Here is a 20,790-nt window from a genome sequence, read left to right on the forward strand (position 1 = left end):
CCACGACGAAGGGACGCCGAAGCGTCCCTCGCGGTTTCTGCAGTTGCTGTGATCTCAGCCTGTGAGCTGCTGCACAGTCTCAAGCGGTGTCGTGCACACCGGATCCGGCAGGGGCCGCCGGATCAGGCGAGTACGGGCTCCGCGTGAGCTACGTCGATGCCGAGCAGCGACTCTTCGTGCGACGCGACAGTCAGCGCGTCGTTCTGGGCCTGCATCCGGATCAGCTCGGATTCCAGGTCCTGAACACGCTGCTGCAGCCTTCGCATCTCGGCGAGGAGTCGCGGGTCGGGACCGCCGACGTAACCGAGAAGCGCCTTTGCCATGATTGATGGTCCTCCACGCTGAGTGACCGACCGAAGCGGTTTGGGTCGTGGGTGAGGGGTACGCACCCGCGCAGGGTTTACGTCGTGACCGCCGCCGAACAATCCTTGGAGCCACGATGCGCGGGGCTTCCAGCGTCTCACCAAATAAGGGGACGGTCAACACGATCACAGCCCAGTCGTCGGGTCCGCCTCAGAAAACACGGCGCGAAGGCGCCGCGGGCTGCCCGCGTGGCGTCGAGATCATTCTCGATGGGGGCAGCCTGACACGACATCCGCCGTATGGCAACCGGTCGTGCCCCTCGGATCGTAAAACCTCGGCCACCCCGGTGACGCTCCCGCGGGACGGCTCCGCGGCTCGGATCGGGTCAGCGGATCTCGAATCCGTCGTATCCGCCGCGCGGCTCCGACCAGATTTCCGTGACGCCCTCGACGCGGCCGGGCGTGTCGCCGTGCCGCAGCCAGTCGAGCAGCCGCTCGCACCGGTCACGGGCGCCCTCGGCGACGACCTGCACACGGCCGTCCCCCAGGTTGCCCGCGTAGCCGGACAGGCCGCCGATCTCCAGCGCGGTGGCCCTGGTCCACCATCGGAAGCCGACACCCTGCACCCGGCCTCGCACCCAGGCGGTGAGCCGGACATTCTCGTTCATGCGGGGAGGTTATCCGGTCCGCCGGACACCGGTTGCGACCGGAGGACCGCGCCGCCGGGCGTGATTCGCTACAGTCGCCCCGCAGCAGGACTTCACCCGAACGGGTGAAGCACCGGAGCATTGAGGAGCGCACCCGATGGGCCGACACAGCCGTCAGGCGCAGCCTGCCGCGTCGCAGCCCGGCCCGCGCGGCCACCGCGGCCGCCGCAAGCACCACCCGGTGCGCACGGGGCTGCTGACCACCTCCGCGGTGATGGCGGTCGGCGCGGTCGCCGCGTCGTCCGGGCTGCTGTCCGGGGTGACCGGCGGGCTGACGTACGGCGGCGGCGGCAAGGACCAGACGCAGGCCGACGGCCCGACGGGACCGGTGCGGGCCGGCAGCGACGAGCCGTCGCCGCAGGGCAGCACGGACACCGCGATCCCCGGCTCCAGCAGCAGCCCGTCCGCCTCACGTACGCCCGCGCCGTCCGCGTCCAGTCCCTCGGTACGCGCCGGGTCCGCGACACCAACCGCCACCAAGCCGTCGGCGACGCCTTCCGTGTCGCCGACCCGTACGGCGCCGGCGCCCACCGTCCCGGTCCGCACTCCGAGCACCAAGGCGTCCACCGCGACCCCGAGCAGCGACACGCTGACCGCCGCGAGGGCGGCCATCCTGTCGCTGGTCAACAAGGAGCGGGCCACCGCCGGCTGCAAGCCGCTGACCGCCAGCTCCTCGCTGGACGGCCTGGCCCAGGCCTTCAGTGACGACATGGCCGCCCGCGGCTTCTTCGACCACACCGACCCGGACGGCCACACCCCCTGGGACCGCGCCAAGGCCCGCGGCATCACCAACCTCGGCGGGGAGAACATCGCCCGCGGCCAGGCCACCGCCGCGGCGGTGATGACCGCCTGGATGAACAGCCCCGGCCACCGGGCGAACATCCTCAACTGCGACTACACCACCCTCGGCGTCGGCATCCATTTCGGCACCGGCGGCCCGTGGTGGACGCAGGACTTCGGCTTCTGAGGCACTGGCGAAACGACAGCGCCACCCGCTGGGCGGCGCTGTGGCGCGGTAGGCTCTGGCCATGGGTGAGGCGATCGGGGCGGACGCGCGGGCCGAGGGCGAGGACGTCTTCGACGTCTTCGCGCGGGACTGTCCCTCGCGCTCCACGCTGGCTCATGTGACCGGGCGCTGGGGCAGCCTCACGCTGGGCGCGCTGCGTGAGGACACGCTGCGCTTCAACGAGCTGCGGCGGCGGGTCGACGGGGTCAGCGAGAAGATGCTCTCCCAGACGCTGCACGCGTTGGAGCGCGACGGCCTGGTCGTCAGGGACGCCAGGCCGACGAATCCGCCGCACGTCGAATACCGGCTCACCGCTCTCGGCGCGGACACCGCGGACCGGCTGCTCGCGCTGATCGACCTGGTCGAGGAGCGGATGCCGGACGTGCTCGCCGCCCAGCGGGCCTACGACACCGGACGCGGCGCCGGCTGGCAGCGCGGGCAGAAGTAGCTCGACCTGTTCATCCAGGCGCGGCGCCTGATCGGCGTGCCGCAGCGGCGGCAGGGCAGGTCCTCGCGGCCGTAGGCGTCCAGCGACCGGTCGAAGTAGCCGGACTCGCCGTTCACGTTCACGTACATGCTGTCGAAACTGGTGCCGCCGGCGGCCAGCGCGTCGCCCATCACCTCGCGGATGTGCCGGACCAGCTCCGCGGTACGGGGACGGGTCAGGCCGGCGGTCGGGCGCTCGTAGTGCAGCTTGCTGCGCCACAGCGCCTCGTCGGCGTAGATGTTGCCGACCCCGCTGATCAGGCTCTGGTCCAGGAGCGCCCGCTTGACGGTGGTGCGCTTGCGGCGCAGGGCGGCGTGGAAGGCGTCCTCGTCGAATTCCGGGTCGATCGGGTCCCGGGCGATATGGCTCAGCGCCTGCGGCAGGCCTTCCGGGTCCCCCGGCACCGTCTCCTGGAGCGAGAGCCCGCCGAAGGTCCGCTGGTCCACGAACCTCAGGTCCGTACCGTCGGCGTCGGCGAAGGTGAACAGGACGCGCAGGTGGGTCTCCGGCGGCGCCGTGGTCGGGCGGATCAGGAACTGCCCGCTCATGCCCAGGTGGGCGAGCAGGGCCGCGTCCCCCGTGACCGGCAGCCACAGGTACTTGCCCCTGCGGTGCGGCTCACCGATCCTGGTGCCACGCAGCCGGGCGGCGAAGTCCTCGGCCCCCGCCGCGTGGCGCCGCACCGCGCGCGGGTGCAGGACCCGCACCGTCTCGACGGTGCGGCCCGCGGCCCAGCGCGCCAGCCCCCGCCGCACCACTTCCACTTCCGGCAGCTCCGGCATGTCCTTCCTTCCACGCGAGGGGTTGACGCACAGGGGCGCGGGGAGCCGGCGGCCACCGGCCGATGGCCGGCTGGCCGCGCGGTTCCCCGCGCCTCAGGAAAAGCTCACCCACCCCCGCGCGGCGGAGCCGCCGGTCAGCTCGCGGCGGCGGAGGTCTTGCGGATGGAGCGCCAGGCGGCCTCGGCCGCCTGCTGCTCGGCTTCCTTCTTGCTGCGGCCGGTGCCGGTGCCGTACTCGACACCACCGACGCGGGCGGCAGCCGTGAAGGTCTTCTCGTGGTCGGGGCCCGACTCGGAGACGATGTATTCGGGTACGCCGAGACTCTCGCTCGCGGTCAGCTCCTGGAGGCTGGTCTTCCAGTCCAGGCCCGCGCCCAGGTTGGAGGACTCCTCGATGAGCGGGTCGAAGAGCCGGTGGACCAGCTCGGAGGCCGCGTCGAGGCCCTGGTCGAGATAGACGGCGCCGATGACCGCTTCGAGGGTGTCCGCGAGGATCGAGGCCTTGTCCCGCCCGCCGGTGCCCTCTTCACCGCGGCCCAGGCGGATGAACGCGCCGAGGTCGAGACCCCGGCTGACGCCCGCGAGCGCTCGCGAGTTGACCACCGCGGCCCGCAGCTTGGCCAGTTGGCCCTCGGGCAGGTCCGGGTGGGTGCGGTAGAGGGTGTCGGTGACCACCAGGCCGAGCACGGAGTCCCCGAGGAACTCCAGCCGCTCGTTGGTGGGCAGCCCGCCGTTCTCGTACGCGTACGAGCGGTGGGTGAGCGCACGTACCAGAAGGGCGGGCTCGAGGTGATACCCGAGCCGCCCTTCCAGAAGCGTGGGGGACGAGGCTGTTTCCGTCGCGGCGTCCGTCGCGGCCTGCTTCGGCGCTGAGGCGTCTGACATGGAGCCTGTCACCTGCCGATCAGACGTCGAGGACCTGACGGCGGTTGTAGGTGCCGCAGTTGGGGCACGCGATGTGCTGCAGCTTGGGCTCGTGGCAGCGCTCGCACGCCACCAGGCTCACGGGCGCAGCCTTCCACTGCGAACGGCGGTGGCGCGTGTTGCTGCGCGACATCTTCCGCTTGGGAACAGCCACGGCTACTTCTCCTGATCGTCGTCGGAGCCGTTTCCGGCACCGTTCTGCTGGGTCGTCGGATCCACGGTGAGATCCTGCAGGGCCGCCCACCGGATGTCGGTGACCGCGTGGTGGTGGTCCGGGTCGTCGGCGAGCCGGGCTCCACAGGTGGAGCACAGGCCCGCGCAGTCCTCCCGGCACACCGGCTGCATGGGCAGTGCGAGCACCACCGCGTCTCGCAGCACGGGTTCGAGGTCGAAGAGATCGTCCTCTAGTTCAAGCGCGTCCTCGTCCTCGGCGTCGTCACCGGCTTCGTCCCTGCGGGCGGTCCGGGTGTCGGCGTCGGGGTAGGAGAACATCTCCTGGAATTCCGCGTCCAGCTCGCGCTCGACGGGCTCCAGACACCTTACGCACTCCCCCGTGACCGGTGCATGGGCGGTGCCGGTGACCAGCACACCCTCCATGACCGACTCCAGGCGGAGGTCCAGCTTGACGGTGGCGCCCTTCGGCACTCCGATGACGTCGGCGATGCCGAGGGCGTCGGGGGCCGGCACCGAGCGGGAGACCTTCTTCATCGCGCCCGGACGCCTGCCCAGCTCGTGTGTGTCGAACACGAGCGGGTTGCGGTGGTCAAGGCGGGTGTTCAGGGCTCCTGCTTTCCTCGGTTACGGCCTGCCGCGTCCCTTGCGGGCGGGCAGGCAGAAGCGCCGGCGATTCACACGGCTGGAAGTGACAGGATACTGGACGCGCAGCCCCCGCCCAAACGGAGCAGGGCGGGGCCGCCCCGGCGGACCGGTCAGCGGCCCTGTTCCAACTCCCGCAGCCGGTTGAGGTCGATCATCCCGGTGTCGAAGAAGCTGGTCTCGTCCAGCGCCGCGGGCGGCTGCGCATACCCCTGGCCCTGCTGCTGGTACGGGATCTGCGGCGGATACTGCTGCTGGTCGTAGCCGGGCTGCTGCTGCTCGTAGCCCGGCTGCCCGCTGTAGTCGTAGCCCTGGTCCTGGCCGTAGCCCGGCTGCGGGGCGTACGGATCCGCGTAGCCGGCCTGCTGGGCGTACTCCTGCTGCTGGTAGCCCTCGCCGGTCTCCTGGCCGTAGCCCGGCTGCGGGTACGCCTCCTGCTGGTAGCCGTACGCGGGCTCCTGCGGGGGCTCGGCGGCCTGCGGCTGCGGGTCGTAGCCGTACTGCGCCAGGTCGGCCTGCTCGGGCGCGGGGGCGGCCAGGCCCGCCAGGTAGTCGGCGTCGGACTGCTGGTGGTGGTGCTGCGGGTCGGCGCCGTCCGCCGCGGCGATCTGCGCCGCCAGGTCGTCGATCGGGTTGTGCCCGGTGAGCTTGAGCCGGCCGCGGCCGACCGCCTCCAGCGTCTTGGTGAGCACCGCCTCGAAGGCGCCGAGCTTGGTGTCGACGTACTCGTCTGCGCGGCGGCGCAGCGTCTCGGGGTCGGCGCTGCGCTCGGGGGCGTCCGGGTCGTCCTCGGCGTAGCCCTGGTCGTCGAAGTCGGGGTGGCGGCCGAGCAGCTTCTCGCGGCCGCGGTCGACCGAGCCGATGGTCTTGGTGAGGACCACCTCGAAGTTGGCGAGCTTGCTGTCGACGTAGTCGTCGGCCTCGGCGCGGATCTCGTCGGCCTCGCGGCGGGCCTCGGCGACGATCCGGTCGGCCTCGTCCTTGGACTGCCGGGCGACATGCGTCTCGGAGACCAGCGAACCGCGTTCGGCGTGCGCCGACTCGATGATCCGCCGGGCCTCGGCCCTGGCCTGTTCGACCATCTGCTCGCGGTCGCCGAGCAGGTCCTCGGCCTGGGCGAGGGAGTCGGGCAGCGCGGCGGACACCTCGTCGAGCATGGCGAGCAGCTCGGCCCGGTTCACCACGCAGGAGGCCGACATCGGCATCGACCGGGCGTTCGCCACGGTGGCCGCGATCTCATCGAGCTTCTTCTGGACGTCCACGCCGAAGACTCTAGCGCTGACGCAGCTTGGTGTTCAGCGCCTGGAGAACCGGGGCCGGGACCAAGTGCGAGATGTCCCCGCCCCATTGGGCGACTTCCTTCACGAGGGAGGAGGACAGGAAGCTGTAGGCGGGGTTGGTGGGCACGAAGAGCGTCTCCACGCCGGACAGGCCGATGTTCATCTGCGCCATCTGCAGCTCGTAGTCGAAGTCGCTGACGGCGCGCAGGCCCTTGACGATGGCCGGGATGTCGCGCTGCTTGCAGAAGTCCACCAGCAGTCCGTGGAAGGACTCCACCTCCACGTTGCCGAGGTCCGCGGTGACCTCCTGGATCAGCGCGATCCGCTCGTCCACGGTGAAAAGGCCCTGCTTGGACTGGTTGATCATCACCGCGACGTGCACGACGTCGTACAGCCGGGAGGCGCGGGCGATGATGTCGAGGTGTCCGTTGGTGACCGGGTCGAAGGACCCGGGACAGACTGCGCGGCGCATAGCTGGCTCCTCGCTCTGCGGGCTCATGACCCGGCGGTAACTTGGGCGGCGCGACCGTACCAAAGAGTCGCCTCGCCGTACCGCCGGGAGCGCAGTTCCTCGAAGCCGGACGGCCAGTCGAAGTCACCGCCCCTGGTCCTGCGTTCCACGGTGACCAGTGTGTCGGGCGCGAGCCAGCCGCCGGCCAGGAGTGTGAGCAGAATCTCCCGCAGGTCCTCGGCCGGGGTGTCGTAGGGCGGGTCGAGGAAGACCACGTCGTACGGCTCGGCGGGCGGCGGTCCCGCGACCACCTTCTCGGCCTTCCCGGCGCGCACCTCGGCGCCCGGCAGCCCGATCGCCGCGGCATTCTCCCGGATCGTACGGGCCGCCCGCGGGTCGGCCTCGGCCAGCAGCACATGGGCGGCGCCACGCGACAGCGCTTCGAGGCCGACGGCGCCCGAGCCCCCGTAGAGGTCCATGACCCTGGCGCCCGCCAGGGTGCCGCGCAGCGACTGCAGGGTCGAGAAGAGCCCTTCCTTGGCCCGGTCCGAGGTCGGCCGGGTGGCGGTGCCCGGCGGTACGGCAAGCCGCCGGCCGCCGGCCGCCCCGGCGATCACGCGCGTCATCTGCTGCCCACCCTTCGCCTCACCCTTCGCACCCTATCCGGCCGGGGCGGTCGGCTCCCGTGCGGCGCCTGCCCCTGCCTGCCGCGGCCCTCGCCCCGGCCGCGCCTCAGCCCTTGTCGAGATACTGCTCGCGGTCGGCGTCCAGCAGGCTGTCCAGGGCGCTGCGCAGGTCGGGGTGGCCGGCCAGATCGGGGTCGGCGGCGACCACGGCGACGGCCTCCTGCCTGGCCTGCTCGATGACCTCCCGGTCCTCGATCACCGTCAGCATCCGCAGCGACGACCTGCTGCCGGACTGCGCCTGGCCCAGCACATCGCCCTCGCGGCGCTGCTGGAGGTCGATCTCGGACAGCTCGAAGCCGTCCAGGGTGCCGGCCACCGCGTCGAGCCGGCCGCGCGCCGGGCTCGCCTCGGGCGCCTCGGAGACCAGCAGGCACAGGCCGGCGGCGGAACCGCGACCCACCCGGCCGCGCAGCTGGTGCAGCTGCGAGACGCCGAACCGGTCCGCGTCCATGATCACCATGGCGGTGGCATTGGGCACGTTCACCCCGACCTCGATCACCGTGGTCGCCACCAGCACGTCCACCTCGCCGCCCGCGAAGCGCCGCATCACGTCGTCCTTCGCGTCCGGGGCCATCCGCCCGTGCAGGACCTCGACACGCAACCCGCTCAGCGGTCCCGCGGCGATCTGCTCGGCGATCTCCAGCACCGCGAGCGGCGGCCTGCGCTCGGCGTCGTCGGCCTTCTTCGCCGCGGCCTTGGTGTCCTCGTCGTCACCGATGCGCGGGCACACCACGTACGCCTGGTGCCCGCCCTCGACCTCCTCGCGCACCCGCTCCCAGGCCCGGCTGAGGAAGTGCGGCTTCTCCGCCGCCGGTACGACGTGGGTCGCGATCGGCGAACGCCCGGCGGGCAGCTGGTCGAGCACCGAGGTCTCCAGGTCGCCGAAGACGGTCATCGCGACCGTCCGCGGGATCGGCGTGGCGGTCATCACCAGCAGGTGCGGCGGCTGCGGCGCCTTGGCCCGCAACGCGTCGCGCTGCTCGACGCCGAAGCGGTGCTGCTCGTCCACCACGACCAGCCCCAGGTCATGGAATTTGACCTTGTCCTCGATCAGCGCGTGGGTGCCCACCACGATCCCCGCCTCGCCCGTCACCAGGTCGAGCAGCGCCTGCCGGCGGGCGGCGGTGCCCATCGAGCCGGTCAGCAGCACCACCTTCGTGCCCAGCTCGGCGCCGCCGAGCATGCTCGCCGACTCCGCCAGCTCCCCCATCATCTCGGTGATCGACCGGTGGTGCTGCTGCGCGAGCACCTCGGTCGGCGCCAGCATCGCGGCCTGCCCGCCCGCGTCGACCACCCCGAGCATCGCCCGCAGCGCCACCAGGGTCTTGCCGGAGCCGACCTCGCCCTGGAGCAGCCGGTGCATCGGGTGGTCGGTGGCCAGGTCGGCGAAGACCTCGTCGGACACGGTGCGCTGGCCGTCGGTGAGGGTGAAGGGCAGCTTCGCGTCGAAGGCGGCGAGCAGCCCGTCGGCGGCCGGGCGGCGCGGCACCGCGGCCAGCGCGGACTCCGCCGCCCGCCGCCGGGCCAGCGCCACCTGGAGCACGAAGGCCTCGTCCCAGCGCAGCCGGTCCCTGGCCGCGGCGATGTCGGCCTTCGACCGCGGCCGGTGCACCTTCTCCAGCGCCTCGGGCAGCGGCGCGAGACCGCGCACCGCGCGCAGCTCGTCGGGCAGCGGCTCGCCGACGCCCTCCCAGCCGGTGGCCGCCAGCGAATTGAGCGCCGTCTCGACGGCCTGCGCGATCTTCCACGAGGTGATCTGCTTGCACGCCGGATAGAGCGGGATCAGCCGGTTGGCGAAGGCGTCGACCGCCGCCTCGCCCGCGTCGTCCGCGTCCAGCAGCTGGTAGTCGGGGTGGGCGAGCTGCCGGGTCCGGTTGAAGACCGACACCTTCCCGGAGAACATCCCGCGGCGCCCCGGGATCAGCCGGTGAGCGTGCGCGTGGGCGGCCTTGCTGAAGAACACCAGCGTCAGCGACCCGCTGCCGTCGCTGACGACGACTTCGAGGCGTACGCCCGAGCCGCCGCCGTACGTCCGCTTGTCCGCCTTGGAAATCTGCGCCACCACGGTCACGTACTCGTCGACCGGGAGGTCGGCCAGCCGCGTCAGCTCCCCGCGCTCGGCATACCGCCGCGGGTAGTGGTGCAGCAGGTCACCTGTGGTGTGCAGGTCGAGATGCTCGCCGAGCACCTTCGCGGTGCGGTCGCCGACGAGCTTGCGCAGCGGTTCGTCCAACGGGTTGCCAGTCATCGCCCTCCATCTTGGCGCACCCCCCTGACAAACCGGCGACCGCTCCGCTACTCCACGCCGATCAGCAGCGGGCAGGCCGCCTGCCCGCCGTCGTACGTCACGGTGTCCACCGCCAGATGTCTGCCGCGGACGTGCGACTCCAGGCGGGCCGCGAGCCCCGGCGGCGCGGTGGCGCCGAGCACGAGGGTGACCATCTCGCCGCCCGCCGCCAGCATCCTGTCCAGCACGCGGACGGCGGTCTCCGTGACGTCGGCGCCGATCACGGCCACGTCGCCGTCGATCAGCCCGAGGACGTCGCCGGCCTGGCAGACGCCCGCCATCGTCCACGACTCGCGCTCGGCGACGGCCACCTCCGCGTAGCGCGTGGCGCCCGCCGCGGACGTCATCGCCACGACGTCCTCGTCGAAGCGGCGGGACGGCTCGTGGACGGCCAGCGCCGCGATCCCCTGGACCGCGGAGCGGGTCGGGATCAGCGCGACCCGCACCCCGTCCGCACGGGCCTGCTCCACGGCGGCGGCCGCCGTGTGCCGCAGCTCCGTGTCGTTCGGCAGCACTATCACCTCGCGGGCGCGCGCCCGGCGGATCGCGGCGGCGATGTCACCGCTCGCCGGCTGCTCACCGGCCCGCACGGCGACGACGGTGGCGCCGGCCTGCGCGCACAACTCCGCCATCCCGTCCCCCCGCACCAGCGCCACGACCGCCCGCTCGGGCCGCCCGGCCCCGCCGCTCACCTGCTCGCCGAAATGCGTGACGCGAATCCGGTAGGGCCGCCCGGCCTCGATCCCCGCCTCGACGGCGGCCCCCACGTCGTCGACGTGCACGTGCACACTCCACAGCCCGTCCCCGCCGACCACGACGAGGGAGTCCCCGAGCCGGTCGAGCCGGGCCCGCAGCGGCGGGATCGCGGCGTTCGCCGCCTCCAGGAGGTAGACCACCTCGAAGGCCGGCCCGCCAACGGCCTGGCAGTCCTCCGGCCCGCCGGCCGGGGCCGTCGCCTCGGCGGCGGCCGTCGGCCCGGCGGCCTGGGCGGGCATGGCCGCCGGGGCGCTGCCCGAACCCGCCTCCGCGGCGGTCGCGAGCGGCGACCTGCCGGTCAGGCTGCCCGCGGCATCCGCCGTCGCCTCGGCGGCGGCCGTTCGCCCGGCGCTCTGGCTGGGCATGGCCGCCTGGGCGGCACCCGGACCCGCCTCCGCGGCGGGCTTTTGCCCAGTGCCGTGGGGGGGCATCGCTCCCTGGGCGGCCCCCGAAGCCGCCTCCGCGGTGACGGCGCCCGGCGACCTGGCGGCCGCACCAGCGCCCTCGGCGGCCGCGGTCGGCCCAGCGCCCTGGGCAGGCATGGCTGCCTGGGCCGCGTCCGGACCCGCCTCCGCGGCGGGCGTCGGCCCAGTGCCGTGGGGTGGCGTCGCTCCCTGGGCGCCTGCGGCTGTTGTACGTCCGCCGGTCGGGACCCCCGCATCCGCATCCGTCGATGGCCCGCCAACCTGGGTGCGATGAGCCGGCGTGGCCGCCGGGCCTTCCACGGCACCGGCCTCGGCGGCGGTGGCGCCCGGCAATCTGTCGGTCGGGACTGTCGCGGCATCCGCCGTCGCCTCGGCAGCGACCGTTGGCCCAGCGTGGGCTCGGCCGGCCGCCGGGGCGACGGGCGCGCCCGGTGTGGTGGCCGTGTCGCCCGTTACCGCGTCGGACAGTGCCGCCAGTACCGCGACCAGGCCGAGGCCTCCGGCGTCCACGACGCCCGCGTTGCGCAGTACGCCGAGCTGGGCGGGAGTCGCCGCCAGTGCCGTGCGGGCGCCGGTGTGGGCCGCGCGTACCACCTCGGCCAGGCCGCCGACCGCCGCTTCGGCCGCGCTCGCCGCGGCCCTCGCCACGGTGAGGATCGTGCCCTCGACCGGGCGGGCGACGGCCTCGTACGCCGAGTCCGCGGCCGACCGCAGCGCGCGGCGCAGCGCCGTGGCGTCCGGGCCGCCGGCGTCCTCGGTCAGCGGTCCGTTCATGCCGCGCAGCAACTGGGCCAGGATCGTGCCGGAGTTGCCGCGGGCACCGATGAGGGCGCCGTGGGACATCGCCCGGAACGCCTCGGGCAGTGTCGGGCCGGCCGCCGTCCCCGCGGCCCCCGCGGCAGGGTCCGCCGTCGAGTCCGCCGCCGCGTGGGCGTCGAAGACGGCTTCCACACTTTGCGCGGCGGACTCGACGGTGAGGTAGAGGTTCGTGCCGGTGTCGCCGTCGGCGACGGGGTAGACGTTGATCGCGTCGATCTCTTCGCGGGCGCGGCCCAGTGCGGCGAGGGCGAGCCGGCACCAAGTGCGCACCGTGGGTGCGTCGAGCGAGGGCGGCACGAATCCTCCTGCGGAGAGCGATTTCTCCGCCCGAGCGTAGCCGTCTCCCGGGTGGCTCCGGTTTCGCCCTTCCGGCGGGGGCCGGTGCTGCGGTTTCCCGCGGCCGTGGGGTCCTGCCGCCTGCGGTGCGTCGTCTGCCCGCGGCCGGGTCGTGGCTTGGCGCGCAGTTTCCCGCGCCCCTGAGGGCCTGCCGCTTGCGGTGCGTCGCCTGCCCCCGGCCCGGGGGTCCTGCCCCCTGCGGTGCGTCGCCTGCCCGCGGCCGCGTCGTGGCTGGGCGCGCAGTTCCCCGCGCCCCCGGGGCGATCCCCTGCGGTGCGCGCTGGCGCGCGGGCGTGGGTCGGGGGTGGGTGGGAGCGTGGTAGTTTCGTGGCATGGGAGCAGTCGTTGTATGCTGCTCCGGTTGCCTGGGGTTCTCCCGGGCTTTTCCTCGTAAATGTATCTGAAGTCTTGGAGTGTCCCGTGGCTGCCAACTGCGACGTCTGCGGCAAGGGGCCGGGCTTCGGCAACAGCATTTCCCACTCGCACCGCCGTACCCCGCGTCGTTGGAACCCCAACATCCAGCGGGTGCGTGCAGTCGTGGGGAAGACGCCGAAGCGGCTCAATGTCTGCACCTCGTGCATCAAGGCCGGCAAGGTCTCGCGCTAGCGAGTGACCCCCCTCCGCCCCCCGGGGTGGAAGGGACCCGGTCCGCGCTGACGCGTCATCTCGCAGCGGCGCAGCCTTCCGGCTCCGGAGAAGCCGGTCCACCTTCGGGTGGGCCGGCTTTTCAGCGTGCGCGCAGAGCGTGGCCGTGGTCGACCGGGCCGATGCCCGCGCCAAGGGGGAAGCCGGCCGCGATCGCGCCGGTGACGTAGGTCTTCGCCAGGCCGACGGCGGTGGGGACGTCGTGGCCGAGGGCGAGGTACGAGGCCAGTGCGCCGGCCAGGGTGCAACCGGTGCCGTGGGTGTGGGGACCGGGGTGGCGCGGGGCGCGGAACCAGCGTTCGGTGCGGCCGTCGGTGAGCAGGTCGGCGCATTCGGTGCTGCCGGGCAGGTGGCCGCCCTTGATCAGGGCCCAGCGCGGGCCGCAGGCCAGGACGGCGTCGGCGGCGGCCCGCATGCCCTGCTCGTCGGTGACGGTGATGCCGGTGAGCCGGGTGACCTCGTCCAGGTTGGGTGTGGCGACGGTGGCCAGCGGCAGCAGCCTGGTGCGTACGACGTCGGGCGCGTCGCCGCGCAGCAGGGCGTCGCCGTGCTTGGAGACTCCGACGGGGTCGACGACGACGGGGGCGTCGAGCCCGGTGAGCAGGTCGGCGACGGTGCCGGCCAGTTCGGCCGAGGCGAGCATGCCGGTCTTGACGGCCTGCACCCCGATGTCGTCGACGACGGCTCGGAACTGCGCGCGTACGGCTTCGGCCGGCAGGTCCCAGGTGCCGTGCACGCCGAGCGAGTTCTGCGCGGTCACGGCGGTGATCACGCTCATGCCGTGGACGCCGAGGGCGAGCATCGTCTTGAGGTCGGCCTGGATGCCGGCGCCCCCGCCGGAGTCGGATCCGGCGACGGTGAGCACCCGCGGGGGCGCGGTCGGGACGTTCACGCGTCGTCGCCGAAGTGGTCCCAGCCGCCCGCCTTCTCCCAGGGCGCACCGTCGACGGTGACCTGCGGGGTGCGGCCGGCGGGTGCGGTGACCGTGCCGATGACCCGCCAGCGGGCGGGCAGTTTCACGTCGGGCGGGAAGGCGGCGACGATGGCGTGGTCCTCGCCGCCGGTGAGCACCCAGTGCAGCGGGTCGACGCCGACGGCCTGCCCGATGTCGGTCATCTGCGCGGGCACGTCGACGGCGGCGGACCGCAGGTCGATGTCGGCGCCGCTGGCCGTGGCGATGTGGCCGAGGTCGGCGACCAGGCCGTCGCTGACGTCGGTCATGGCGGTGGCGCCGAGTTCCGCCGCCGCGGGGCCCGCGTGGTAAGGGGGTTCGGGGCGGCGGTGGGCCTCGACGAAGGCACGCGGGGAGCGGAAGCCGCGGGACAGGACGGCGAGTCCGGCGGCGGACCAGCCGAGCCAGCCGGTGACGGCGATGACGTCGCCGGGGCGCGCCCCCGCCCGGGTGACGGCGGCCCGGTTGCGCAGGTCGCCGAGCGCGGTGACGGCCACGGTGATGGTGTCGCCGCGGACGACGTCGCCGCCGACGACGGCCGCGCCGGCGACCTGGCACTCGTCGCGGATACCGTCCATCAGCTCGACCGGCCAGGTGGCGGGGAGTTCGGCGGGCACGACCAGGCCGAGCAGCACGGCGGTGGGGACGGCGCCCATGGCGGCGATGTCCGCCAGGTTCTGCGCGGCGGCCTTGCGGCCGACGTCGTAGGCGGTGGACCAGTCGCGGCGGAAGTGCCGGCCCTCGACCAGGATGTCGGTGCTGGCCACCACCCGCCGGTCGGGCGCGGTGATGACGGCGGCGTCGTCACCGGGGCCGATTTTCACGGCCGGGGTCGAGGTGAGGCGGGAGGTCAGTTCCCTGATGAGCCCGAACTCCCCCAACTCGCCCACAGTCCCCTTCATCTCATCGTCCCCTTAGGTCTCGGCATTCGCCGGTTCTGCTGCGTGATTTCCCGTCAATACGGGGGTCAGGTACCGCGCGGGTCTCCCCGCTGTGCGCGACGACGCGATAACGTGGCGTCCCCCTCCCACATGATCCTCGTAGCCGCCCTGGAGGTTCCGTGGTACAGGCCTACATCCTGATCCAGACCGAGGTCGGCAAGGCCTCGGCAGTAGCGGAGGTGATCTCCAAGATCGACGGTGTCATCCAGGCCGAGGACGTCACGGGTCCCTATGACGTCATCGTCAGGGCCCGGGCGGACACGGTCGACGAACTCGGCCGGATGGTGGTCGCCAAGGTCCAGCAGGTGGACGGCATCACCCGGACCCTCACCTGCCCCGTCGTCCATATCTAGCCCTCGATATGCTCGCCCGATGACGCTGTATCACCGGGTCGTCCTGATCAACGTGTCCGCCGTCGCGTGCCTTGCCGCGGCGGCGGCCTATGGTTTCGCCGAGTCCGCAGGCAGCGACGGCACCATCGCCGTACCGGTTCCCGACGCGCGTACGGCCGGCTACTGCCGCGCGCTGCACGACGCGCTGCCGCAGCAGGTGGCTGGGCTCTCCCGGCATGACCTGCGACCGCGCTCCGAGCTGATCACCGGATGGGGGGACCCGGCGATCGTACTGCGCTGCGGGGTGCCGCGGCCCGCGGTGGACAACAATCCCAACGCGGTCGGGGTCGAGGTGGACGGGGTCAGCTGGTCGGTGGAGCCCGGCTCCACCGGGTCGCGGCTGCTGACCACGACGCTGCGCCAGGCGTACGTCGAGGTCACGCTGCCGAAGAAGTACGCCGACGCCGGCGATCTCGGCCCGCTGACCGATCTCGCCGGCGCCGTCAAGCAGACGATTCCGGATCTGTGACGCGCTGCCGCCGACCGCGCTCACCGGCCTACGTCACGCAGGGACGTTTCAGCGCAGTCCGGTGGAGCGGCGCAGCGCCGCCTGGATGAGCCGGTCGACCAGTTCGGGGTAGTCGACGCCGCTCTCCTGCCACATCCGCGGGTACATCGAGATCGGGGTGAAGCCCGGCATCGTGTTGATCTCGTTGATCACGAACTCGCCGCTGTCGAGCAGGAAGAAGTCCGCGCGCACCAGGCCCTCGCAGGAGACGGCGTCGAAGGCGGCGACGGCGAGCCGCTGCACCTCGGCGGTCTGCTCGGGGGTGAGCGGCGCGGGCACGATGCCCTCGGCCGAGTCGATGTACTTCGCTTCGAAGTCGTAGAAGGCGTGCGTGGTGACCGGCGGGATCTCGGCTGGCACGGAGGCGCGCGGGCCGTCCTCGAACTCCAGTACCCCGCACTCGATCTCGCGGCCGCGCAGCAGCGCCTCGACGACGAGCTTGGGGTCGTGCCTGCGGGCCTCGGCGATGGCCTCGTCCAGCCCCTCGGGCCCGTCGACCTTGCTGATGCCGAAGGAGGAGCCGCCGCGGGCGGGCTTCACGAACAGCGGCCAGCCGTGCTCGGCGGCGAAGCCGACGAGGCGGTCGCGGACCGCGGCCGGGTCGCGGTCCCACTCGCGCGGGCGGACCACGGTGTAGGGGCCGACGGCCAGGCCGAAGGAGGTGAAGACCCGCTTCATGTACTCCTTGTCCATGCCGACGGCGGAGGCGAGCACGCCCGCGCCGACGTAAGGGACGCCGGACAGTTCGAGCAGCCCCTGCAGGGTGCCGTCCTCGCCGTAGGGGCCGTGCAGCAGCGGGAAGACGACGTCGACCTCGCCGAGTGCCTTGGGGACGGCGCCGGTCTCGGTGTAGACGACCTCGCGGTTGGCCGGGTCGACGGGCAGGACGACGGCGCCCTCCTCGTCGGTGACCTGCTCCACGGTGGGCATGGTGCGGTCGGTGATCGCCATCCGGTCGGGCGCGTCCGCGGTGAGCGCCCAGCGGCCCTCGCCGGTGATGCCGATCGGCAGGACGTCGTATTTGGTGCGGTCGATGGCGCGCAGCAGGCTTGCCGCGGTCACCACCGAGACACCGTGCTCGGAGCTGCGGCCGCCGAAGACGACGGCGACCCGCGGCTTGCGTGCGTAACCGGACGGCGCCGGAGGGGCGGCGCTCTCGTCGGGTCCCGGACTCTGGGGAGAAGGCAGGTTGCTCATGTCGCGTTGACCTTACCTTTCGGACTTCGCGGAGCGTGACATCAACTCCCGCACGGCCACGACCGGCGGCTTTCCGTTGTGCACGATATCGACCACGGTCTCCGTGATCGGCATGTCCACGCCGTGGCGGCGGGCGAGATCGGCCACCGACTCGCAGGACTTGACGCCCTCCGCGGTCTGCCGGGTGACCGCGATCGTCTCGGCGAGGCTCATGCCGCGGCCGAGGTTGGTGCCGAAGGTGTGGTTGCGGGACAGCGGCGAGGAGCAGGTGGCGACCAGGTCGCCCATGCCGGCCAGGCCCGCGAAGGTGTGCGCGTCGGCGCCCATCGCCAGGCCCAGCCTGGTGGTCTCGGCCAGGCCGCGGGTGATCAGCGACGCCTTGGTGTTGTCGCCCAGCCCCATGCCGTCGGCGATGCCGACGGCCAGGCCGATCACGTTCTTGACCGCGCCGCCCAGTTCGCAGCCGACGACGTCGGTGTTGGTGTACGGGCGGAAGTACGCGGTGTGGCAGGCGGCCTGGATGCGGCGGGCGACGGCGTCGTCCCGGCAGGCGACGACGGAGGCGGCGGGCTGCCGGTCGGCGATCTCCGGCGCCAGGTTGGGCCCGGACAGCACGGCGACCCGGTCGGGCCCGGTCTTGGCGACCTCCTCGATCACCTCGCTCATCCGCTTGGCGGTGCCCAGCTCGACGCCTTTCATCAGGCTGACCAGGACCGCGTCGCCGCGCAGCAGCGGCGCCCACTCGGCGAGGTTGCCGCGCAGGGTCTGCGAGGGCACGGTGATGAAGACCAACTCGGCGTCGCGCGCGGCCAGCGCCGGGTCGGCGGTGGCGGTGACGTTCGCGGGCAGTTCCAGCCCTGGGTGGTATTCCGGGTTGCGCCGGGTGGTGTTGATCGCGTCGACCAGGGCCGGCCTGCGGCCCCACAGCGACACCTGGCACCCGGCGTCGGCGAGCACCATCGCGAAGGCGGTGCCCCACGAGCCGGTGCCGTAGACCGCGCAGCGCGCCGTCACTTGCCCTCCCGTGCCCTGCGCGGGTCGTAGAGCCCGTCGGGGGCAGGCTCTTCGCGCAGTTCGGCGAGCAGTTCCGTGACGCTGCGCATGATGGTCTCGGTGACCGCTCGCAGCGTCTCCGCGGTGGGCTCCTGGCCGTAGAAGGCGTCGAGGTCGACGGGCGGCCCGGCCAGCACGCGCAGCGTCTTGCGGGGCAGCAGGCGGACCTTCCTGTCCTTCGCGTACGGCGGCACGGCCTCGTTGGCGCCCCATTGGGCGACCGGGATGACGGGGGCCTTGGTGAGCAGGGCGACCCGGGCGATGCCGGTCTTGGAGACCATCGGCCACATCTCGGGGTCGCGGGTGAGGGTGCCTTCCGGGTAGAAGGCCACGCACTCGCCGGCCTCGATCGCGGCGACGGCGGCGCGGAAGGCGTTGGCGGCGTCGGTGGTCTCCCGGAAGACCGGGATCTGGCCGGTGCCGCGCAGCATCGTGCCGACGAAGAACGGTTTGAACAGCGCGGCCTTGGCGAGGAAGCGGGGCACGCGGCCGGTGTTGTACTGGAAATGCGCATACGACAGCGGGTCGAGGTACGAGTTGTGGTTCACCGCCGTGATGAATCCTTCGTCGGCGGGAATGTGCTCCATTCCCCGCCAATCCCGCTTGAACAGCACAATGAGCGGCGGTTTCGCGATGACAGCCGCCAGGCGGTACCAGAAACCGATTCTGCGGCGGGACACCCGGACTCCTCTACGTTGCGATGGCGCTGCCGCTCAGCATCGCGGCTACCAGAGACTAACGCCAGGTTCCCGGGCGCCGGGGGGCACCTCTGACACTCGGTGACAATGGTGAGGTGGATGTGACGGCTATGTGGTCGCTCGTGGTGCCGCTCAAGCCGCTGGCGGTGGCCAAGAGCAGGCTTGCGGAGGCGGCGGGGGCGGTACGCCCGGCGCTGGCGCTGGCGTTCGCGCTGGACACGGTGGCCGCCGTGCTGGCGTGCGGTGAGGTGGCGGATGTCACGGTCGTCACCGACGATCCGACGGCGGGCGCGGAAGTGGCCGGGCTGGGGGCGCTCGTGGTGGCCGACGTGCCGGCGGCCGGGCTGAACGCGGCTCTGCGCTACGGCGCCGATCTCGTACGGCAGCGGCGCCCGGCGGCGGCGGTCGGGGCGCTGAACGGCGATCTCCCGGCCTTGCGGCCCGCCGAGCTGGCAGAGGTCCTCAGGGAGGCCGCCCGGCTGCCGGGGCGGGCTTTCCTGGCCGATACGGCGGGCCCTGGGACAACCTTGCTCACCGCGTCCCCGGGTGTCGCGCTCTCCCCCGGCTTCGGCGGCGCCTCGCGGGCCCGCCATCTCGCGTCGGGGGCGCGTGAGATCACGCTCGCGGGGGTGGCTTCGGTGCGGCAGGACGTGGACACCGCGGCGGACCTCGACGCGGCCCGCGCGCTGGGCCTGGGTCCGCGGACCGCGCTGCTCTTCCCGGCCCGCACCGCCTGACATTTGCAGCCGGCGCGCGGCGCCCTTCAGGGCCTGTCCGGCGGATCGTGGCGGATCAGCCTGCGGCGTCCGGTGCCGTGCATCGCGTCGCACGCCCGCCAGGACCCGCCGGACAGGCCCTAGGCTGGTGCCATGCAAGCCACCGCGTTCACCTTTGATGCCGGCACCCGGGCGGGCAGCGTGCTGCTGGACGACGGGACGCCGGTGGCGTTCGACGCCGCGGCCTTCGACGCGGGCGGCCTGCGGCTGCTGCGGGTCGGACAGCGGGTGCGGATCCGCACCGAGGGCGAGGGCGACGCGCGGCGGGTGGTCTTCGTGACGCTGCAGACGTATCCGGACCCGGGCGCCTGAGGCGCGGCGCGGGCGCGGGCGCGTGAGCCGGGCCGGGCCCGGGCACACGGCCGGCGGGAGAACGGCGCGGGCCGGGCAACCCCATTTCGGGATGCCCGGCCCGTCGCGGTCGTCCGGCGGCGCCAGTCGCTAGCTCGCGGCGGCCCGCTTGGCGGTGGTCTTTCGCGCCGCGGTCTTCTTGCCCGGCGTCTTCTTGGCGGTGGCCTTCTTGGCCGGGGCCTTCTTGGCCGCGGTCTTCTTGCCCGCCGCCTGCTTGGTGGCGGTCTTCTTGGCCGCGGTGGTCTTCGCGGCGGTCTTCTTGGCGGGGGCGGCCTTCTTGGCGGCGGCCTTGCGGGCCGTGGTGGCCTTCTTGGCCGCGGCCTTCTTGGTGCTGGTCCGCGCGGTGGTGGAAGCACCACCGCTCAGGCTGCCCTTGGGGGCCTTCTTGACCGAGACCTCGCCGCCGCGCGGGAGCTTCTTGGCCCCGCTGACCAGGTCCTTGAAGCCCTGACCCGCACGGAACCGCGGTACGGAGGTCTTCTTGACCCTGACCCGCTCCCCGGTCTGGGGGTTGCGAGCGTAGCGGGCCGGGCGTTCCACCTTCTCGAACGAACCGAATCCGGTGACCGAGACCCGGTCGCCGGAGACCACCGCGCGGACGATCGCGTCGAGAACCGCGTCAACCGCGTCCGCGGCGGCCTGCCGGCCGCCTACCTTGTCGGCAATCGCTTCTACGAGCTGCGCCTTGTTCACGTCTTCCCCTTCGGAAACTTGCCCGGCGAATGAGTGCGGGCCTTTTCGCACGCTAGGCGGATATATACCGCAAATCAAATACGAAACGGGCGAATCACCCTTGTGCCGCAACGAACTCGGGGGCCTGCGTGATCAGCGATCGGGGATTCCCAGGTCGTCCAACTCGGCTGTCAGCACGTCCAGCCGCCGTGCCGCGTCGGCGAGGTCGTGCTTCGCCGCGGCGGTCACCGCGAGCAGCCTGCGAGTCAACTCCCGCCTGGTCTCATCAGGGACTTCGGGATTGGCCACCCGCGTGTGCGCCTGCTTCAGACGCGCGGCGAGAACCCCGTAGAGCTGGAGTTGGCCGTCGCGTTCCATGGGTCGATTGTGCCATCTGCGGCGAGTTGTCGGCGGCGGCAGGGCCAACCGGGTGTTCCGGTGGCCTTCCACCGGACTTTTGGACGACCGGGAGGGCCCACCCAACCCACGTCAAACGCGGCCGCGGGCACACGGAGAAGCGCCCCCCGCGAACTCGCGGAGGG

25 protein-coding genes are annotated in these 20,790 nt (G+C 72.7%); 7 read left to right on the forward strand and 18 right to left on the reverse strand.

Features of this window, described 5'->3' with window-relative positions; genetic code table 11:
* Nucleotides 1–122: 122 nt before the first annotated feature.
* Nucleotides 123–323 (reverse strand): hypothetical protein, encoded by a 201-nt coding sequence (locus tag BUE44_RS20430; protein WP_073500413.1) that lies wholly within the window; start codon nt 321–323, stop codon nt 123–125.
* 365 nt (nt 324–688) lie between these two features.
* Complete coding sequence (locus BUE44_RS20435; RefSeq protein ID WP_073500414.1) at nt 689–970, reverse strand: acylphosphatase; 282 nt, start codon at nt 968–970, stop codon at nt 689–691.
* A gap of 136 nt (nt 971–1,106) precedes the next feature.
* Here BUE44_RS20435 and BUE44_RS20440 point away from each other — a divergent pair, with 136 nt between their 5' ends.
* Both BUE44_RS20440 and BUE44_RS20445 read left to right on the forward strand, forming a co-directional pair.
* Nucleotides 1,107–1,976: a CAP domain-containing protein gene (locus tag BUE44_RS20440; RefSeq protein ID WP_073500415.1), complete on the forward strand. Its 870-nt coding sequence runs from the start codon at nt 1,107–1,109 to the stop codon at nt 1,974–1,976.
* Nucleotides 1,977–2,037: 61 nt separating this feature from the next.
* Entirely contained in the window at nt 2,038–2,463 is a 426-nt protein-coding gene (locus tag BUE44_RS20445; protein ID WP_073500416.1) for a winged helix-turn-helix transcriptional regulator, read from the forward strand.
* On the opposite strand, the gene mutM is transcribed toward BUE44_RS20445, so the two are convergent.
* The 9 genes from mutM to BUE44_RS35895 all read right to left on the reverse strand — a co-directional run bounded on the left by mutM (nt 2,418) and on the right by BUE44_RS35895 (nt 12,024).
* The gene (mutM, locus tag BUE44_RS20450; RefSeq protein WP_073500417.1) at nt 2,418–3,284 is read right to left on the reverse strand and encodes a bifunctional DNA-formamidopyrimidine glycosylase/DNA-(apurinic or apyrimidinic site) lyase; all 867 of its coding nucleotides are present in this window, start codon (nt 3,282–3,284) and stop codon (nt 2,418–2,420) included. The two genes, BUE44_RS20445 and mutM, sit on opposite strands and share 46 nt — an antisense overlap.
* 134 nt (nt 3,285–3,418) lie before the next feature.
* Nucleotides 3,419–4,168 (reverse strand): ribonuclease III, encoded by a 750-nt coding sequence (rnc, locus tag BUE44_RS20455; RefSeq protein WP_073500418.1) that lies wholly within the window; start codon nt 4,166–4,168, stop codon nt 3,419–3,421.
* Nucleotides 4,169–4,187: 19 nt separating this feature from the next.
* Nucleotides 4,188–4,361 (reverse strand): 50S ribosomal protein L32, encoded by a 174-nt coding sequence (gene rpmF, locus BUE44_RS20460; RefSeq protein WP_073500419.1) that lies wholly within the window; start codon nt 4,359–4,361, stop codon nt 4,188–4,190.
* A gap of 2 nt (nt 4,362–4,363) precedes the next feature.
* Nucleotides 4,364–4,987 (reverse strand): YceD family protein, encoded by a 624-nt coding sequence (locus BUE44_RS20465; RefSeq protein ID WP_073500420.1) that lies wholly within the window; start codon nt 4,985–4,987, stop codon nt 4,364–4,366.
* A gap of 149 nt (nt 4,988–5,136) precedes the next feature.
* Entirely contained in the window at nt 5,137–6,285 is a 1,149-nt protein-coding gene (locus tag BUE44_RS20470) for an ATP synthase F0 subunit B (protein WP_073500421.1), read from the reverse strand.
* A gap of 10 nt (nt 6,286–6,295) precedes the next feature.
* Entirely contained in the window at nt 6,296–6,775 is a 480-nt protein-coding gene (gene coaD, locus BUE44_RS20475) for a pantetheine-phosphate adenylyltransferase (protein WP_073500422.1), read from the reverse strand.
* Nucleotides 6,776–6,798: 23 nt separating this feature from the next.
* The gene (gene rsmD, locus BUE44_RS20480) at nt 6,799–7,380 is read right to left on the reverse strand and encodes a 16S rRNA (guanine(966)-N(2))-methyltransferase RsmD (RefSeq protein WP_073500423.1); all 582 of its coding nucleotides are present in this window, start codon (nt 7,378–7,380) and stop codon (nt 6,799–6,801) included.
* A 106-nt stretch (nt 7,381–7,486) separates the two neighbouring features.
* Nucleotides 7,487–9,688: an ATP-dependent DNA helicase RecG gene (gene recG / locus BUE44_RS20485; protein ID WP_073500424.1), complete on the reverse strand. Its 2,202-nt coding sequence runs from the start codon at nt 9,686–9,688 to the stop codon at nt 7,487–7,489.
* A gap of 47 nt (nt 9,689–9,735) precedes the next feature.
* Nucleotides 9,736–12,024 (reverse strand): DAK2 domain-containing protein, encoded by a 2,289-nt coding sequence (locus tag BUE44_RS35895; RefSeq protein ID WP_079189909.1) that lies wholly within the window; start codon nt 12,022–12,024, stop codon nt 9,736–9,738.
* A gap of 459 nt (nt 12,025–12,483) precedes the next feature.
* On the opposite strand from BUE44_RS35895, the gene rpmB reads away from it, so the two are divergent.
* Nucleotides 12,484–12,669 carry a 50S ribosomal protein L28 gene (gene rpmB, locus BUE44_RS20500; RefSeq protein WP_033173090.1) on the forward strand — a complete coding sequence of 62 codons (186 nt, stop codon included), beginning with the start codon at nt 12,484–12,486 and terminating at the stop codon, nt 12,667–12,669.
* A gap of 121 nt (nt 12,670–12,790) precedes the next feature.
* Here rpmB and thiD read toward each other — a convergent pair whose 3' ends face one another.
* Nucleotides 12,791–13,600, reverse strand: coding sequence for a bifunctional hydroxymethylpyrimidine kinase/phosphomethylpyrimidine kinase (gene thiD / locus BUE44_RS20505; protein ID WP_073500425.1), 810 nt, complete (start codon nt 13,598–13,600; stop codon nt 12,791–12,793).
* A complete protein-coding gene (locus BUE44_RS20510) occupies nt 13,597–14,562 on the reverse strand; it encodes a thiamine-phosphate kinase (RefSeq protein ID WP_073500426.1) in 966 nt (321 codons plus the stop codon). The genes thiD and BUE44_RS20510 overlap by 4 nt, the downstream gene beginning before the upstream one ends.
* A 158-nt stretch (nt 14,563–14,720) precedes the next feature.
* Between BUE44_RS20510 and BUE44_RS20515 the strand changes: the two genes are divergently transcribed.
* Together BUE44_RS20515 and BUE44_RS20520 are read left to right on the forward strand one after the other, a co-directional pair.
* Entirely contained in the window at nt 14,721–14,954 is a 234-nt protein-coding gene (locus BUE44_RS20515) for an Lrp/AsnC family transcriptional regulator (RefSeq protein ID WP_073500427.1), read from the forward strand.
* 19 nt (nt 14,955–14,973) lie between these two features.
* The gene (locus BUE44_RS20520; RefSeq protein WP_073500428.1) at nt 14,974–15,462 is read left to right on the forward strand and encodes a DUF3515 domain-containing protein; all 489 of its coding nucleotides are present in this window, start codon (nt 14,974–14,976) and stop codon (nt 15,460–15,462) included.
* A 48-nt stretch (nt 15,463–15,510) separates the two neighbouring features.
* Here the strand turns inward: BUE44_RS20520 and BUE44_RS20525 are convergent, their stop codons facing one another.
* Genes BUE44_RS20525 through BUE44_RS20535 form a run of 3 tightly spaced genes read right to left on the reverse strand, consistent with a single transcriptional unit; the run spans nt 15,511 to nt 18,431 of the window.
* On the reverse strand, nt 15,511–16,698 hold the full coding sequence (locus BUE44_RS20525; protein WP_073500429.1) for a D-alanine--D-alanine ligase family protein: 1,188 nt from the start codon (nt 16,696–16,698) through the stop codon (nt 15,511–15,513).
* 12 nt (nt 16,699–16,710) lie between these two features.
* Nucleotides 16,711–17,712 (reverse strand): NAD(P)H-dependent glycerol-3-phosphate dehydrogenase, encoded by a 1,002-nt coding sequence (locus tag BUE44_RS20530; RefSeq protein WP_073500430.1) that lies wholly within the window; start codon nt 17,710–17,712, stop codon nt 16,711–16,713.
* Nucleotides 17,709–18,431: a lysophospholipid acyltransferase family protein gene (locus BUE44_RS20535; protein ID WP_073500431.1), complete on the reverse strand. Its 723-nt coding sequence runs from the start codon at nt 18,429–18,431 to the stop codon at nt 17,709–17,711. Before BUE44_RS20535 ends, BUE44_RS20530 begins: the two co-directional genes overlap by 4 nt.
* A gap of 128 nt (nt 18,432–18,559) precedes the next feature.
* On the opposite strand from BUE44_RS20535, the gene cofC reads away from it, so the two are divergent.
* Both cofC and BUE44_RS20545 read left to right on the forward strand, forming a co-directional pair.
* The gene (gene cofC / locus BUE44_RS20540; protein ID WP_073500432.1) at nt 18,560–19,186 is read left to right on the forward strand and encodes a 2-phospho-L-lactate guanylyltransferase; all 627 of its coding nucleotides are present in this window, start codon (nt 18,560–18,562) and stop codon (nt 19,184–19,186) included.
* Nucleotides 19,187–19,318: 132 nt separating this feature from the next.
* Nucleotides 19,319–19,537 (forward strand): hypothetical protein, encoded by a 219-nt coding sequence (locus tag BUE44_RS20545; protein WP_073500433.1) that lies wholly within the window; start codon nt 19,319–19,321, stop codon nt 19,535–19,537.
* A gap of 129 nt (nt 19,538–19,666) precedes the next feature.
* Here the strand turns inward: BUE44_RS20545 and BUE44_RS20550 are convergent, their stop codons facing one another.
* Nucleotides 19,667–20,269, reverse strand: coding sequence for an HU family DNA-binding protein (locus BUE44_RS20550; protein WP_073500434.1), 603 nt, complete (start codon nt 20,267–20,269; stop codon nt 19,667–19,669).
* Between the two features lie 132 nt (nt 20,270–20,401).
* On the reverse strand, nt 20,402–20,626 hold the full coding sequence (locus BUE44_RS20555) for an SCO5555 family protein (RefSeq protein ID WP_073500435.1): 225 nt from the start codon (nt 20,624–20,626) through the stop codon (nt 20,402–20,404).
* Nucleotides 20,627–20,790: the final 164 nt, after the last annotated feature.

The sequence above is a fragment of the Actinacidiphila paucisporea genome, from assembly GCF_900142575.1.
GTDB lineage: Bacteria > Actinomycetota > Actinomycetes > Streptomycetales > Streptomycetaceae > Actinacidiphila > Actinacidiphila paucisporea.

Excerpts from the sequence above, each read along its gene's own strand:
- BUE44_RS20445 (WP_073500416.1), top strand. The coding sequence starts at position 2,038 with ATGGGTGAGGCGATCGGGGCGGACGCGCGGGCCGAGGGCGAGGACGTC.
- coaD (WP_073500422.1), bottom strand. The coding sequence starts at position 6,775 with ATGCGCCGCGCAGTCTGTCCCGGGTCCTTCGACCCGGTCACCAACGGA.
- BUE44_RS20520 (WP_073500428.1), top strand. The coding sequence starts at position 14,974 with ATGACGCTGTATCACCGGGTCGTCCTGATCAACGTGTCCGCCGTCGCG.
- recG (WP_073500424.1), bottom strand. The coding sequence starts at position 9,688 with ATGACTGGCAACCCGTTGGACGAACCGCTGCGCAAGCTCGTCGGCGAC.
- cofC (WP_073500432.1), top strand. The coding sequence starts at position 18,560 with ATGTGGTCGCTCGTGGTGCCGCTCAAGCCGCTGGCGGTGGCCAAGAGC.
- BUE44_RS20440 (WP_073500415.1), top strand. The coding sequence starts at position 1,107 with ATGGGCCGACACAGCCGTCAGGCGCAGCCTGCCGCGTCGCAGCCCGGC.
- mutM (WP_073500417.1), bottom strand. The coding sequence starts at position 3,284 with ATGCCGGAGCTGCCGGAAGTGGAAGTGGTGCGGCGGGGGCTGGCGCGC.
- BUE44_RS20430 (WP_073500413.1), bottom strand. The coding sequence starts at position 323 with ATGGCAAAGGCGCTTCTCGGTTACGTCGGCGGTCCCGACCCGCGACTC.
- BUE44_RS20510 (WP_073500426.1), bottom strand. The coding sequence starts at position 14,562 with ATGAAGGGGACTGTGGGCGAGTTGGGGGAGTTCGGGCTCATCAGGGAA.
- rnc (WP_073500418.1), bottom strand. The coding sequence starts at position 4,168 with ATGTCAGACGCCTCAGCGCCGAAGCAGGCCGCGACGGACGCCGCGACG.
- BUE44_RS20545 (WP_073500433.1), top strand. The coding sequence starts at position 19,319 with ATGCAAGCCACCGCGTTCACCTTTGATGCCGGCACCCGGGCGGGCAGC.
- rsmD (WP_073500423.1), bottom strand. The coding sequence starts at position 7,380 with ATGACGCGCGTGATCGCCGGGGCGGCCGGCGGCCGGCGGCTTGCCGTA.
- BUE44_RS20525 (WP_073500429.1), bottom strand. The coding sequence starts at position 16,698 with ATGAGCAACCTGCCTTCTCCCCAGAGTCCGGGACCCGACGAGAGCGCC.
- BUE44_RS20555 (WP_073500435.1), bottom strand. The coding sequence starts at position 20,626 with ATGGAACGCGACGGCCAACTCCAGCTCTACGGGGTTCTCGCCGCGCGT.
- BUE44_RS20435 (WP_073500414.1), bottom strand. The coding sequence starts at position 970 with ATGAACGAGAATGTCCGGCTCACCGCCTGGGTGCGAGGCCGGGTGCAG.